14 protein-coding genes are annotated in these 13841 nt (G+C 63.1%); 5 read left to right on the top strand and 9 right to left on the bottom strand.

Features of this window, described 5'->3' with window-relative positions:
- Positions 1-409: 409 nt before the first annotated feature.
- Positions 410-2182: an ABC transporter ATP-binding protein/permease gene (locus tag AAC050_RS03995; RefSeq protein WP_339913764.1), complete on the bottom strand. Its 1773-nt coding sequence runs from the start codon at positions 2180-2182 to the stop codon at positions 410-412.
- 274 nt (positions 2183-2456) lie between these two features.
- Here AAC050_RS03995 and AAC050_RS03990 point away from each other — a divergent pair, with 274 nt between their 5' ends.
- The 5 genes from AAC050_RS03990 (at position 2457) to AAC050_RS03970 (ending at position 5712) form a co-directional block, all read left to right on the top strand.
- A complete protein-coding gene (locus AAC050_RS03990; protein WP_339913763.1) occupies positions 2457-2624 on the top strand; it encodes a hypothetical protein in 168 nt (55 codons plus the stop codon).
- Between the two features lie 105 nt (positions 2625-2729).
- The gene (locus tag AAC050_RS03985) at positions 2730-3740 is read left to right on the top strand and encodes an MvdC/MvdD family ATP grasp protein (protein WP_339913762.1); all 1011 of its coding nucleotides are present in this window, start codon (positions 2730-2732) and stop codon (positions 3738-3740) included.
- On the top strand, positions 3737-4609 hold the full coding sequence (locus tag AAC050_RS03980; RefSeq protein ID WP_339913761.1) for a hypothetical protein: 873 nt from the start codon (positions 3737-3739) through the stop codon (positions 4607-4609). The genes AAC050_RS03985 and AAC050_RS03980 overlap by 4 nt, the downstream gene beginning before the upstream one ends.
- Positions 4585-5127 carry a MauE/DoxX family redox-associated membrane protein gene (locus tag AAC050_RS03975; RefSeq protein ID WP_339913760.1) on the top strand — a complete coding sequence of 181 codons (543 nt, stop codon included), beginning with the start codon at positions 4585-4587 and terminating at the stop codon, positions 5125-5127. The genes AAC050_RS03980 and AAC050_RS03975 overlap by 25 nt, the downstream gene beginning before the upstream one ends.
- Before the next feature lie 18 nt (positions 5128-5145).
- A complete protein-coding gene (locus AAC050_RS03970; RefSeq protein ID WP_339913759.1) occupies positions 5146-5712 on the top strand; it encodes a redoxin family protein in 567 nt (188 codons plus the stop codon).
- Between the two features lie 120 nt (positions 5713-5832).
- Here AAC050_RS03970 and AAC050_RS03965 read toward each other — a convergent pair whose 3' ends face one another.
- From AAC050_RS03965 to AAC050_RS03930, 8 genes are all read right to left on the bottom strand, one after another.
- A complete protein-coding gene (locus AAC050_RS03965) occupies positions 5833-7356 on the bottom strand; it encodes a phospholipase D-like domain-containing protein (RefSeq protein WP_339913758.1) in 1524 nt (507 codons plus the stop codon).
- Positions 7357-7359: 3 nt separating this feature from the next.
- Positions 7360-8262 (bottom strand): YihY/virulence factor BrkB family protein, encoded by a 903-nt coding sequence (locus AAC050_RS03960; RefSeq protein ID WP_339913757.1) that lies wholly within the window; start codon positions 8260-8262, stop codon positions 7360-7362.
- Positions 8263-8689: 427 nt separating this feature from the next.
- On the bottom strand, positions 8690-9463 hold the full coding sequence (locus AAC050_RS03955) for an anti-sigma factor (RefSeq protein WP_339913756.1): 774 nt from the start codon (positions 9461-9463) through the stop codon (positions 8690-8692).
- A complete protein-coding gene (locus AAC050_RS03950; protein WP_339913755.1) occupies positions 9460-10074 on the bottom strand; it encodes a sigma-70 family RNA polymerase sigma factor in 615 nt (204 codons plus the stop codon). Before AAC050_RS03950 ends, AAC050_RS03955 begins: the two co-directional genes overlap by 4 nt.
- A 26-nt stretch (positions 10075-10100) precedes the next feature.
- Positions 10101-10523, bottom strand: coding sequence for a cupredoxin family copper-binding protein (locus AAC050_RS03945; RefSeq protein ID WP_339913754.1), 423 nt, complete (start codon positions 10521-10523; stop codon positions 10101-10103).
- Between the two features lie 25 nt (positions 10524-10548).
- Positions 10549-11493: a metallophosphoesterase gene (locus tag AAC050_RS03940; protein WP_339913753.1), complete on the bottom strand. Its 945-nt coding sequence runs from the start codon at positions 11491-11493 to the stop codon at positions 10549-10551.
- Positions 11494-12069: 576 nt separating this feature from the next.
- On the bottom strand, positions 12070-12519 hold the full coding sequence (locus AAC050_RS03935; RefSeq protein ID WP_339913752.1) for a low affinity iron permease family protein: 450 nt from the start codon (positions 12517-12519) through the stop codon (positions 12070-12072).
- A 245-nt stretch (positions 12520-12764) separates the two neighbouring features.
- Positions 12765-13691, bottom strand: coding sequence for a S8 family serine peptidase (locus AAC050_RS03930; protein ID WP_339913751.1), 927 nt, complete (start codon positions 13689-13691; stop codon positions 12765-12767).
- Positions 13692-13841: the final 150 nt, after the last annotated feature.

Raw genomic sequence — 13841 nt, 5'->3', positions numbered from 1 at the left:
AATACCGTTTCGACGAAGACTGGCGCTCCGCGCGGAGGGGGCTTCCACATGCCCGGGGCTACGCCTCGCTCTTAACGAGTTCCCCTTCTGCACACGACGGGCAGCGGCCGCGACGACGGCCTGCTGGTCCGGACGGATACTCGATCACCGCCCCTGGCCGACTGGACGTTGCAGCCCCGTCAGCCCGCGTCCCGGTCTCCGAGGATCCCGGTCGCGGCCCGCTCCCTTCCGCTCCCGCCGCCGCTTCGGATCGCCGGCCGAGCGAGCCTCCCGGTGCGACGGGACCCAAACAGTCTGGCACGGCGCTGGACCCGGGCGGGTTTTTGCCGGTGTTTTTTCTGGAAGGTGAGGGGAGTCAGTCGGTTGGCAGCGCGGGAAGCGATGGAAGAGGCGTTTTATCTCGACCGGCTTAACGAGTGAGTGTCGGCTGGTCGCTGTCCAGGTCCTGTGCGGCATCTCTCCGTTTTTGCTGCGACCACATTCCGGCATAGATGCCGCCCTGGCTTAAAAGATCCTCATGGTGCCCGCGTTCGACAATACGCCCGTCATCGATCACCAGGATCTCGTCGGCCTCCACGATGGTGGACAGGCGGTGGGCGATGATCAGCGTCGAACGCTCTGCCGATACCGCTCCAAGACTGGTTTGAATATCCCGTTCCGTGCGACTGTCCAACGCGCTGGTGGCTTCGTCGAACACGAGGATGGACGGCTGTTTCAGGATCACGCGCGCGATCGCGATCCGTTGCTTCTCACCCCCCGAAAGCTTCAGTCCCCGCTCGCCGACCCGGCTGTCGTACCCCTCGGGAAGACTCTGGATGAAGTCGTGAATTCGGGCTGAGCGAGCCGCATTTTCGATCTCGTCCCGACTCGCGCCATCCCGGCCATAGGCGATATTGTAGTAGATGGTGTCGTTGAACAGAACCGTGTCTTGCGGCACGACGCCGATCGCCTGCCGCAGACTCTCCTGGGTGACCAGCCGCACGTCCTGACCGTCGATCGTGATGCATCCACTATCAACATCGTAGAAACGGAAGAGCAGGCGCGCGACCGTCGATTTTCCGCCTCCGGTCGGACCGACGAGCGCCACGGTGCTGCCGGGAGGAATTTCGAACGACACATTCTTCAGAATCGGCCTGCGTGGGTCGTAGCCGAACGAGACCCGGTCGAAACGGACGTGGCCGCGTGTCACCACCAGACGTGTCGCGCGGGACGAGTCTTCGACTTCGATCGGTTGCTGGAGCAGATCGCTCATGACTTCGATGTCGGTGACGGACTGCCGGACGCTGCTGTAAACCATCGCCAGAAGATTGAGCGGCGCGTAGAGCTGGAGCAGATAGGCGTTGACCAGAACGAAATCTCCAACTGTCATCGTGCCGGCGGTGACGCCACGTCCGGCCATCAGCATCACTGCAACCGAGCCTGCCGAGATGATCACCGTCTGGCCGATTGTGAGCAGGGACTGCATGGTCTGACTGCGGACCGCGGCCTTTTCATAGGCGCGTTTGGCTGCGTCATAACCCTCGCCCTCAAGACGTTCGGCTCCGAAATACTTCACGGTCTCATAATTGATGATACTGTCGGTGGCCTTGACGCTGGCGACCACGTCGAACTGGTTCATCTCGCGGCGCAAACGCACCTGCCTCTGGGTTACGACCAGGGTAAATGCGCTGTAGACCCCGATGCTGGCCAGGGTCACCCAGGCGAAGTCGGGGCTGTAGAATCGCCAAAGGATGGCGCACACGAGAACCAGTTCCAGAAGCGTCGGCAGGATGCTGAAGAGGACCAGCTCCAGCAAGAACTCGATGCTGGCGGTGCCCCGTTCGACGATACGCGACAACCCGCCGGTCTGACGCTCGATGTGGAAGCGCATCGATAGCCTGTGCAGGTGTTGAAACACCTCCAGCGCCGTCAGACGGATCGCCCGTTGGGCAACGTTGATGAAAACCAGTTGGCGCAGATCGCCCGCCATCTGGGCGGCGACATTAGCGACACCGTACGCGACAATCAGGGCGACAGGCACGACCAGGGTGGCCTGGAGGGAGAAGACGTCGATGATCTGCTTGTAGATCAGCGGCGCGCCGATGGTGATGAACTTTCCCACGGCGATTAATGACACTGCGGCGACCACTCTCAGTCGCAGCATCGGCTCGTTGCGGGGCCAGAGCAAAGAGAGCAGCCGCATCGGAATCGTCGTCTGACTGGCCCGTCTCCCTCCTAACGGCACGGCACACCTTTCAAGAGAAATGCAGCCTGAAGTGAATTTTGCCTCATGGTCTGTCGTGCCCGGGGCATGATGCAAAATCAACCATGGGACACCCTTGAAGTCTCTACCTCTGGGTGTAGTGTTGTCCTATCGCCTTGAATGTGGCGCTGCGACGTGGATTATCTATGTCGCGTTTCAACCTATAGAAGGGTCTCTGGTTATGGAAAGCGGAAAGAAAACATTCGCGTTCAAGTTGGCTGAGAAGAAACAGAATGCGATCGGCCTGAAGGACGGCAAATGGACGGCTCGGGCCGGCGTGGCTGTGGCTGGCTGCACCGACCCCACCGGTCAGGGCATGTATCGCGACAGCGTCTATACCGACGGTCGCCCCGCGCCGCTCGACAAGGGCTACTGGTGCTGAACAGCATACTGTCTGAGACAAGGGCCCCATTGTGGGGCCCTTGTTTTTTTCGAGCCGTGATTTGCCTGCGGCCTGCGCTCGGCATCCAGACATGAGAGCGCAGGTATGGCGAACCGCGCCCTGATCGTTACGGACACCTCTGACCTTCATGCGGATCAGGTGGCGGTCAAGCTTGGCGCGGTCGGACACACGCCCTTCAGGCTGAACCTCGACGCCTTTCCAAGAGATTTTGATATGACCCTGAGCTTCGCTGAGGGATGCTGGCGCGGAGGATTGACGCATCTGCCCTCGGGGGACGTTCTGCCGGTCGAGACGATTGGTGCCGTCTGGATGCGCAAGAAGGCGGATTTCAGCTACAGATCAGGCGACCTTCTCCCTCAGGAAAAGGCCTACGCTGACGGTGAGATGGAGCATATCCTGTTCAGCATGCTGTACTCGCTCGACTGTTTCTGGATGAGCCATCCCCTCGCCGTGCGGGGCGCGAGCTGGAAGGGCGAACAGTTGCAGCGGGCCGCCAGAATGGGGTTCGACGTGCCGCCGTCCATGATCACCAACCGACGAGCCGATGTCGAAGCGTTCCGGCGGACCATCGGTGGCGAGATGATATTCAAGACGCTCTCTTCGCCGATCCTGGGTGCCGACGAGGTCGCCGCTGAAGACCGGATCGCCGGTCACCTTTCGACGACCCTGATCACTGATGAAGACGATGATCTGCTCGACGCCGTCGCGGAGCTCCCCAGTTTCTTCCAACCCAATGTATTGAAAGCGTATGAGCTGCGCGTGACCATTATTGGTGATCGCGTGTTTGCGGCCAAAATCCACTCACAGGACGATCCGCGAACGGCGATCGACTGTCGAGATATGTCGGCGGAAATTTCCTATGAGGCAGACAATCTGCCAGCAGAAGTGTCGCGTCGCTGCCTGGAGTTCGTCCATAGCTACGGGCTGACATACGGGGCGATCGATCTGATCGTCACGCCGGAAGGGCGATATGTTTTTCTGGAGAACAATCCGGTCGGGCAGTTCCTGTTCGTTGAGCAGCTTGTTCCGAGCCTGGATATGACCAGCCATGTCGCCAGATGTCTGGCGGACGCCGTGCAGAAAGGGTTGCCGTGAAGATCGGGTCCCTCATCGAACAGATCGAGACACAGCGACAAAGCCGCGTGCTGGTTCTGGCGGCTTCCAATCTTGAACTCGACCTGCTGCCGTCCCTGTATGATGTTCTGCACGAGATGGGACGGACCGAGAGGCTGGATGTCCTGTTCTATTGCCGGGGTGGTATTGTGAACGCCGCGCGACGGGTCGCTTTGCTCCTGCATGAATTCACAGACCATCTCACCCTCATCGTTCCGGACCGGTGTGAGTCCTCCGGCACGATTGTGGCTCTGGCAGCCCATGAAATCATTGCGGGCCAGGTCGCGGTGTTTTCGCCGATCGATCCCTTGCTTCAGGCGGGGTCGCCAACATCGGAACAGGGGCCTCTCGCGATATCGGCCCAGGACGTCCGGTTGTTCGGCGAAATGACCCAGCAATGGTTCGGTGTGTCAGGTGAGGAGGCCAAGGGCGCGGCCATGACGATTCTCTGTGAGAGCATCTTTCCCACGACGTTGACGTCCTTCTATCGTTCCTGCCTGGAGACGCGTGGGATCTGCCTCGAATTGCGATCCTTGGCGACACGATCGCCGGAGGAAAATGATAGCGCGGAGGTGGTCGACCGGCTGCTCTACGGACACCATTCTCATACCTACGCGCTTACGCGAGAAGATATGGCGACCCTTGGCCTGCCGATGCGGGCAGATGCAGCGACAGAGGATCTGGCGTGGGAAGTTGCCCGGACGATACGCGGGTCGATCGGGGCCGGGGGGCGCGTTGACCCGGACGAAAGCTGGACTGATACGATCGTGGCGACCCGTACGGGAGGCCGGTGTCGTCGGCGCAGCCCTGCGGGAGTCGGACCGCAATGGGAATCTTGTGTGGTCGAATGAATCACATAGGCGCGTACATTGGCGAGGCGTGTCGCTTCTATGTGATGCTGCTCCTCTTTGCCGGGGCGGCAGGGAAGTTCGCGAACATCCGGGCATTTCAAGGTACGCTCGAGATCCTGTTTGACGTTCCCGGTGCCGGGAGCGGGGCTGTGGCCATCGGAGTCGTCGCCGTGGAAGTGCTGGTCGCATTCCTGCTGCTGATCGGCGGCGAGGCGGCACGGGTCGGGATCACAGCGGCGGCGGTTCTCTTCCTGGGGTTCACCGGAGTGATCTCGATGGTCCTGCTCCGCAGGACACCGGTTGCCTGCAACTGTTTCGGCGGAGCGTCGCACGAGGTTTCAATTTCCGATCTGGTCCGCAGTGTCGGTTCGTTGGCTGCCTGCGCGTTCTACGTCGCTCAATTCGACGGTCGGGCCGTCCTTTCCGTTGCCGGCCTGGTCATGATGTTCGGTGTCGCGCTGATCACGGCGATCCTGTCCATTCGGCTGTCAGACATCGTGTCGCTGTCATTTCGTTGACGGGAGGACTGTTCCGGAATGATCACCACCGTGCTCGAGTTCACCGTCGGGTTTCTGCTCTTCATATCGGCCCTCACCCTTTTCCTGGTGTTGCGCCTGGCCACGCGCGTGGCGACGCTGGAAGCGTCAATTCCGGCCGCAGGACCTGAAATCGGCACAGTCCTGCCGACGTTCGAGGGTCGAAGGAATTCGGACGGTGCCCTGGTCACGTCTGATGATCTCGCGGGCAAGAACACCGTGCTTGTCTTCATGTCTTCCGGGTGCCCGCAGTGCGTCGCCAAGCGTCCCGACCTTCTGGCCATGCTTCCGGGTATGAAGCGCTCCGGCGTGACCTTCTGGATTGTCTCAGCCGATGACAGACATGGTGTTTCCGCAGTTGTCGGGGACTCTGCGCTTGAGACCCATGTCCTCCATTTGGAGGCTGACGGACGGCGTCGCCTGAACCCGAACAACCTCATCCCGTCCTACATCTTCATCGACGAGCAGGGTGTCGTTCGCGACCATAGCCATATGGAGGATGAGAATTGGGTCGATTTTGTCAGGCAGATGAAAGCGGACGCTTCCGGAACGGTTGAGGCCGGCTGAGCGGCTGCCTCCTGCCAGCAGCCCGACCCTTTGCCGCCTTCGCGTTGATGCGGCAACCGCATTGCGGCCGGCGGACTGCGGATGAGGGTGGGGTGAGCCGTTGATTGCGACGGTGTACCCCTAGACCGATTTTTTGCTGAGCCGGCGCGGCGGGGTCGGGAGGCCTGCGCGCTCCACTCTGCGAGCCGCCGCCGCAAGGCTGGCTTTCAGTCGGGATCGGCGGTTCCAGGGTCGCCACGAGTCCCGGGGCGTTATCGGGTCACCGAGGTGGAAGGTCGCGATGAAAGTGGCGACCGGCCCGATCTCCGTCGGTTCCAGGGGGCGCAGGCGGCAGTAACCGGCCAGACGCAGCGCCTCTATGGCCCGTCCAAAACTGTTTGTTCTGTCGATTTCCGCCTGCACAACGGATCTTTCACATCCGAACCAGTGGGCGATGATGCCGGTTCTTATGTCGGCGATGCGGGTGCGCTCCGGGGCGTTTCGGGGGCCCCGCGACGCTTCGATCGATAGATCACACTCGGTGTCGAAGCCGAACGAGCGGTTGTTCAGATTACTCGAGCCGACGCGCAACAGGACATCGTCGATGATCGCCATCTTGGCGTGGACGATGATCGTGCGGCCCAGGGTGGTCACCGGGCTGTAGGCATGGAAGCGACCGTGTTTGTCGGCCTCCTTCAACCGCTTGAGGAACATCGACCGGGTCCGGTCCATGGTCATCTGGTCGAAATAGCTGGGCGAATGCTGGGTCGAGACGAGAACGACCTCCGGCCCGCGCGGCTCGCTCAGACGCGCGGCAAGGGCCTCGGCCATGATCGGTGAGGTAAAATACTGGTTTTCCAGATAGATGCACCGCTTTGCTGCCGCGAAAGACGCGAGGTAGAGCGCCTCGCTCTCGCGCACCTGCTCAACCTCGCGCCAGGCCGCCACGCTCCGCGACACACCGACCGCGACCTTGCGAAAGTCAGGCTTGACGCAGGCCGGCCACGCCGACGGCGGCGTCACATCAGGCTCGGGCAGGGCTTCCTTCGTGGCGCGCAGCCAGCGGTCGCGAAACAACTGCCCGAGGGCACGGGCCGGCGCGCCATCGACCAGCGTCATCACCTCGTGGCGGGAGTCGAAGCATTTATGATCACGCGGCGTTTTCTCGCGGCGGGGATTGTCGTCGAGGTGACCGGATGTGTCCCAGCGGTCGGGCCCGATATCGCCGCCGCCGCAGAATGCCACCGCGTCGTCGATGATGATGACCTTCTGGTGGTGGGAGGCCCCCACCGGCAGGGCCCCGTCCAGCACGAATTTGACCGGCGTGTCCGTGAAGCATTTGCGCGCCTTCAGCGGAAAAAAGTCCTGGGTTGCGGCGATGGGCAGGGCTGACTTCCAGCACAGCACCCGCACGTCCAGCTCCGGCCGGCTGCAGGCCAGATCCCTGAGGAAGGCCCCGAACCGGTCGGAGTCCGGTCCCGTGCAGCCCGGCTGCGGGTCGAACAGGGTGTCGGGATCGAAGGCCCAGTTCAGGAGATGAACCGAGCGCCTGGCTTTGGACATCGCGTCCCGGGCGGCCAGGAAATAGTCAGCCATGTCGAGCAGGAATGCGGCGCGCGGGGCGACGCCAACGCGCCAACAGGTGGTCCCCTCCTTCAACAGCATCGATCAGGTCTCCGCCGTACGCGCGTCAGGATCGTCCGGGGCGGAGGTGTCGACAGTGGTCTTGCATTCGATGGCCCAGTTGAGCTCCGCGCCGGCCAGCACCACCATCATCGCTGTCCAAAGCCAGATAACGAGACCCAGCACCGGGCCAAGGTCACCGTAAACGCGTTCGTACTGGGCGAGGTGTTCCACATAGAGGGACACTGCGACCGAAGCGACGAGACCCGCAAGGGCGGCGGTCACGCTGCCCGGGGTCACCCAGCGCCAGCGCGCCTTTCGACGGTCGGCCCCGTAGCGGTAGAGCACGGAGAGGAAGGCGACGGACGCGGCGACCAGCGCCGCCCAGCGCCAGGCGATGCCCGGGAGCGCGACCCATAGGTCCTGATCCGGTGAGATGCTGCTGGCGCGGGAGGCGATGACGATCTCGCCGGCGAGGGCCGCAGCGAGGGCGATGGCGAAGGCGACGGCCAGGGCCTGGCGGTGCCACCAGGGGCGTGTCTCCTTCTGGCGGAAGGCGGTGTTCAGGCCGATCATCAGGGCGCGCAAGCTGGAGCTGGCCGCCGCGATAGAAACGACGGTGAAGAAGGCGGTCGCCATGACCAGATGGGCCGGGGTGCCGTGGGTGAAGCGGAGCGCCTCCATCCGGACGAGTTCCAGCACGCTGGAGGGGACCATGTCCTGGAAGGCATCAACTTTCTGACTCAGGTCGTCGGCATCGCCGATCAGGCCCCACGCCGAGCCGAATGCCGCCACCGCCGGCACGAAGGCGAGGAAGCCGTAGAAGGCCGCGGCGGCGGCGGCGGCCGGGAGTTGATGCTCGGCACCGTTGGACCAGGCGGACCGCAGGACCTCGATCCAGCCGTGGCGGGAAATGTCGGCCGGTTTGGTGGCGCGTTCGCGACGCACCGGCCGTTGTGACGGTTTCGAATGCCCGACCAAGTCCTTACACCCCTGTCTCTGAGACCGTGGATTTACCGCCCACCTGCCAGCGGCGAACGCAGTGGCGAGCGTTTTGTTGCGGGCCACGACGTTGTGAGGGTCCCGTGGTGCCGGTAGGCCAACGCCAAGCTGTCTCCAGCCTGCCCCCCCACTTCGGATCGACGGCCGGGCGAGCTGCTCGTGCGACGGGGTGCAAATAGTCTGGCACGGCGGCGGATCGGGCGCGTTTTCGCGGGTGATTTTCCGGGAAGCTGAGGGGCGTCAGCGGGGCACGGCGCAGGAAGGGCGGGAAGGGCGCAATTTGTTTACCGGGGGACTTTCCGCCTCGTGATGCGGCGGCGGGATCGAAAGCAGCGGTTCAAATCCCCGGGCTCAGGGTCATACTTTCGTCCAGCTAGGTCGGAGCTGACAGCGCCGCCTCAAACGCGCGCGAGAACCGATCGAGCTCGCGCGGGTCGATGTCGGAGACTGCCCAGTACTCCAGCCCGTCGCGCGACCAGCGAACGAGGCTGTAGCCGTCCCGTCGCGCCGTGAGCCCATGCAGGGCCGAACCCGGGCCCGCAGGCCGCACAAAGACGTTGATGGTGTGGAGGCGGTCTCGATAGACGAGGACCGGAACGACGCGCCCTTTGACATAGTCGAGTCTGCCGCCGATCAGCGGAAAACCCAGGTCTGCCAGGTCGACGACGGCCGGGGCGATGTCGACCCGACCGTTGAACCATGGCTTGACCACATGACGATCAGAGGCGGTGACATCGATAAGGTGAGCTGCCAGAAGCGATCGCACGTGACTGGCGACAAGTTGGTCCTGCAGGCCCACGGTCGTGAATGAAGGCAGGGTGACGATCACCGTCATGGCTGCAGCGATCGCCGCGACCGATCCGATGGCGATCCTCCAGGGGTGGCGAACGAGAGCCAGCCTGCGATGCCGGTGAGGTTGTTCCTCGTCGTCCAGAACCAGTTTTATGCGATCGCGCAGACCTTGCGGCGCAGGGCTGCGTAGGCCGAGATCGGCCAGGGTCTCCCTGATGGCCTGAAGCTGCTCGACTTCTTTCCGACACCCCTCGCAGGTCTCGAGATGACCTTCGATCTCCACACTGTTGACGGCATCGAGTTCACCGTCGATCAGGGCATTGAGGAGGGCGATGCGATCCGAGCAAGACGTCATTGCGGGCTTCCTTCCGGCGTCTGGCCGTTCATGCGCAGCAGGCTCCCCATCATCTGCCGGCCCCGGGCGAGCCTCGACATCACCGTGCCGAGGGGGGCCTCGGTGAGTCGTGCGATTTCCTTGTAGGAAAGGTCTTCGATTTCACGGAGCATCAGGCATTCGCGAAAGGGTTCCGGCAGCCCCTCCAGCGCCCTTCGAACGGTTTCCGTGTCGTGGCGGCGGAGCAGCAGCACCTCAGGGTCGTCATGATCGATCGCATGTCTGTCGATGAACGAAATTGCGTCTTCGGCTTCGCGGTCCAGCGTCTGGAAACGCAAGTGCCGGGTCTGTTCAGCCTTCACCCACGTCAGGAAACAGTTACGCACGATGGCCAGCAACCATGGCTTCGGGGCTTTGCCCCGGTGTGTATGAAAGGACCGGAAGGCTCTCAGATAGGCATCCTGCACGATATCCTCGGCGGCGACCGGATCGCGGCTCAGATAGCGGGCGAGCGTGTAGGCTGAATCCATCAGGGGCAGCATCGTCTCGCGAAACGACGCCGTCCGCTCACGCTCTGCGCCTGCAGCGTCGAACGCGAGACGGGGCCCGGAAGAGGTCGCCGTCTCATTCACGATGGAGCCTCCCGGGCCGCCTTGGCTCAACGCGGCGTCACGATTATTCTGCCGGTCATATTGGGATGAAGCGAGCAGAAATAGGCGAAGTCGCCGGAGGTCGTGAATGTGAACGAATAGGTATCGTCCGTATCCAGGGCGGTCGAACGAAAGCCGCGTGCCGTGGCGACTACGGTGTGCGGAGCCTCATCGCCGTTCGTCCAGGTCACGGTCGTGCCGACGGGTACCGTCAGTGTCGCCGGGACGAAGACAAAATTCCGGATGGCCACGGTGTGGCTCGTCGCCGGCACCAGGGGAGGTGCCGCCCGGGGTGTCGCCGGTCCGTGGCGACTGGGCGGGTGGGCTGCAGGAGGGGCTGCGGCCGCGGGCAGACCCAGGGCCACAACGAAGACGATGAGGCCCGGCAAGGCCAGACGATGGAGCAGAATATCACTGAGGCGGTTGGACATGATGTGTTCCGATGATGGTTCGAGATCAGGAGAGGGGTGTGTCGAGCAGGGCGATGGGACCGTCGCCGCTGACGACGCTGGCCGTGCGGATACCGAGCAGGGCATGGAGCCGGCCGGCGGGAACAACCAGGGGGCCGGGTGAAGGTGCGGTACCCGGTGCCGGCTGCGGATAGGCCGTGGATAGCGCGCTGTGAAAACGGATGTTGCCTTCCGTCTTCTGAAGCACCTGATGGATGTGCCCGTTCAGGACTGTGACGGAGCCAAACCGGCGCAGCAGCGTCAGCGCCTCGGCGCTGTCATCAGTCCCCCAGCCCCAGTCGGCGTAGACCGTCCAAAGCGGTATGTGGGCGAACACCACGATCGGCGTGCTGTCCGACTGTCCGCCCAGGTCGTCGCGCAGCCAGGCCAGTTGCTCGATTCCCAGTTTGCCCATGCCGCCTGGCCGGAGGTCGGCGACATTGATCAGGGCCACAAAATGCACGCCGCCATGATCGAAACTGTACCAGCCGGCACCGAGGGTCCCGCGGCCGTAACGGGCGAGGTAGGCCTGTCCGCCGCCTTCATCCAGCATGTCGTGCTCGCCCGGCACGTGGAAGATCGGCAGTCCGGCCTCGCTCAGGATATCGTCGGCATCCGCGAACTCAACGTCCTTCGAAAGGTGGCTGATGTCGCCGGTGTGCAGGATGAAATCCGGCTTGACGGTGAGCCCCTTGATCATGTCGACGGCCTGGCGACAGGTGGCCCGGGCATCGGGATTGGCCGGCCGGTTAAAGCCGATATGGGTGTCGCTGATTTGCAGGAAGGAAAAACCCGTGGTCGCCCGGGGGGATGTTTGGGCGGCAAGGGCCCGATCCAGGCTCGTAGAGGCCGCGCAACCCGCCGTCATTGTAAAGAGGGCACCTGTACCGACCCAGCCCATACATTGAAGCAGGCCGCGTCGGTCCATGCGGTCGCGCGTGTGCTCGTTCATGTGGTGGGGACCTGTCTCGTGACGTTCATGGAGATATGACCGCGCCGGGCACCGGTTTATTCCCACCCCTGTCGGATGCCGGATGCCGGATGTCGCTGCCGGCTGCCGGCTGTCGTCGGTCGATGCTGTCAGTCCAACTCCTACGCTTCTCCACCGGTCGCACCCTGGCAGGCGGTGTGAAGGCTAGGGCGAGTGTTCGCCATTCGGCTGTGGCGGCCGGGCGAGCTGCCCGTGCGACGGGGTGCAAACAGTCTGGCACGGCGGCGGATCGGGCGGGTTTTCGCGGGTGATTTTCCGGGAAGCTGAGGGGCGTCAGCGGGGCACGGCGCAGGAAGGGCGGGAAGGGCGCAATTTGTTTACCGGGGGACTTTCCGCCTCGTGATGCGGCGGCGGGATCGAAAGCAGCGGTTCAAATCCCCGGGCTCAGGGTCACGGTTCCTTGCCAGCCATGCTGCGGGCTACAATCGCTTCAAGCGGCAACTGTTTGAACCAAGACTCAGAAAAACATCACTATTAATGAATGCGATGGTTTCGCAACTTTCGAGGACATGCGAGCACGACGTCAGAAGCTCCAGCTTACCTGGACGGGGCCTTGCGCTTCTTTTGGGCATCAACGCCCGAGGCCCTGACTCCCCGTTTGCCCTTAACAGCGCGAGCGGGTTTCCCTTTGCCAGAAGCAACGCCCCGGGCCTCAACCTCATCGAGGATTTCAGCCAGGTCTTTTTCCGTCAGGTGCTCGATGCCGATGAATCGTGGGTCAGCCTGCTTCAAGGCGAACACGAGCTCATCCAGCTTCGCGTGAATGGCGGCACCATCCCGGTTTTGTGTGTTTTGAATCAAAAACACCATGAGGAACGTGATGATGGTCGTCCCGGTGTTGATGACCAGTTGCCAGGTTTCGCTGAATTTGAAGATCGGCCCACTTCCGGCCCATGCCAATACGATCAGGGCGCAGCCCAGAAAGGTCCACGGGTTGCCAGCCACTTTGGCGGTGGCAGTGGCGAAACGGACAAACAGCTTTTCCATGACGGCCAAACTACTGAACCGGGCCGGAGTTCCTGCGTCGGCAGTCGGACGAAGGGGCTGTCAGTCTAGCGCTAACCTGTCTCCAGGGAGCGCAGGTTGGGCAGGGTGCGCAGAGACAATCCGACGAGCGTCTTCCACTCAGCCAGGGCGACTTCCGGCTGGTCGCGGTAATCATGATCGCGAAAAATGAAGGGGCGGCCGCATGGCCGCCCCTTCTGTTCGTTCAACACGTCAGCACAATAATCCTATCGAACGCCGATCGGATCGGGATTGCCGTCGGGGTCCCCGATAACCGCGCCGCCGTTGCGGACCGCGCCGGCCAGCAGCACGCCGGCAAGGTGTGGTGTCGCCATCGAGGTGCCGCTGATGGTGTTGTAGCCGGCCCCCATCCAGGTGGATTTAATCGACGTGCCCGGCTCGGCATAATCGATCGGCGGGTTTCCGAAGTTTGAGTAGTACGCCCAGTTGTCGCCGATCGCGAAGGCCGAAACGGTGTAGACATTCGGACCGTTCGCCCGGGCAGGCGAATGGTTGTTGGCATTGTCGCTTTCGTTACCGGCCGCGAGGGCGAAGCGGACACCGCCCGCCGCAGCCGCGACCACGGCGTCATCGAGCACCTGGCTGACTCCGCCACCGAGGCTCATGTTGGCGACGTCGCCGGGGCGGCCGTATTGCGCCACATAGTCGACCCCGGCGATGACACCTGAAGTGGTGCCGCTGCCGCGACGATCAAGCACGCGGACGGCGACTACCGGAGCGCCGGGCGCAACGCCGATCACACCGATGGCGTTGTCCAGGGCGGCGATGGTTCCCGAGACGTGGGTGCCATGGCCGTTCTGATCATCCGGGTTCGTGTCCCTGTCGAGGAAGCTGCGGCTGCGCACAACGTCGACGTTAAGGTCCGGGTGGTCGAGGTCGATGCCCGTGTCGATCACCCAGGCGGTTGCGAAGGTGCCGGCGGCACCGCCATTGACCCGGGCAATCCCCCAGGGGGTTTCCTGCGCGGGCTGAACGCCGCCGCCGCTGCCGGGTTTGGCGTCTGCCCGGATGGGGGGGATGGTGAAAATCTGGTCCTGCTCGCAATAGGCGATGTTCGGATTGGCCGCCTGGACCCGCGCGAGCGCTTGCGGCGGCAGGTTGGCCGAGAAACCCTGGATGGCGACGCTGTACACGTGTGTCACCTGACCCCCGCCGGCCTGGGCCGACCGATGGGCTTCCGCCTGGGCGTTGCCGCGAGATACCGAACCCTTGTTGAACACGCAGATGTAGCTGTTGGGAACCAGGTCTCCGGCGACCTGGGCCTGGGCTGGCAGTGCCAGAGC

Origin of the sequence: uncultured Brevundimonas sp. (genome assembly GCF_963974615.1) — a bacterium.
Taxonomy (GTDB): domain Bacteria; phylum Pseudomonadota; class Alphaproteobacteria; order Caulobacterales; family Caulobacteraceae; genus Brevundimonas.
The sequence above is the reverse complement of the archived record's forward strand: the minus strand, read 5'-3'. Positions and strand labels throughout refer to the sequence as shown.

Coding starts and splice junctions, on each gene's coding strand:
- AAC050_RS03995 (WP_339913764.1), bottom strand. CDS start 2,182: ATGCGGCTGCTCTCTTTGCTCTGGCCCCGCAACGAGCCGATGCTGCGA.
- AAC050_RS03985 (WP_339913762.1), top strand. CDS start 2,730: ATGGCGAACCGCGCCCTGATCGTTACGGACACCTCTGACCTTCATGCG.
- AAC050_RS03975 (WP_339913760.1), top strand. CDS start 4,585: ATGGGAATCTTGTGTGGTCGAATGAATCACATAGGCGCGTACATTGGC.
- AAC050_RS03970 (WP_339913759.1), top strand. CDS start 5,146: ATGATCACCACCGTGCTCGAGTTCACCGTCGGGTTTCTGCTCTTCATA.
- AAC050_RS03965 (WP_339913758.1), bottom strand. CDS start 7,356: ATGCTGTTGAAGGAGGGGACCACCTGTTGGCGCGTTGGCGTCGCCCCG.
- AAC050_RS03955 (WP_339913756.1), bottom strand. CDS start 9,463: ATGACGTCTTGCTCGGATCGCATCGCCCTCCTCAATGCCCTGATCGAC.
- AAC050_RS03945 (WP_339913754.1), bottom strand. CDS start 10,523: ATGTCCAACCGCCTCAGTGATATTCTGCTCCATCGTCTGGCCTTGCCG.
- AAC050_RS03940 (WP_339913753.1), bottom strand. CDS start 11,493: ATGAACGAGCACACGCGCGACCGCATGGACCGACGCGGCCTGCTTCAA.
- AAC050_RS03935 (WP_339913752.1), bottom strand. CDS start 12,519: ATGGAAAAGCTGTTTGTCCGTTTCGCCACTGCCACCGCCAAAGTGGCT.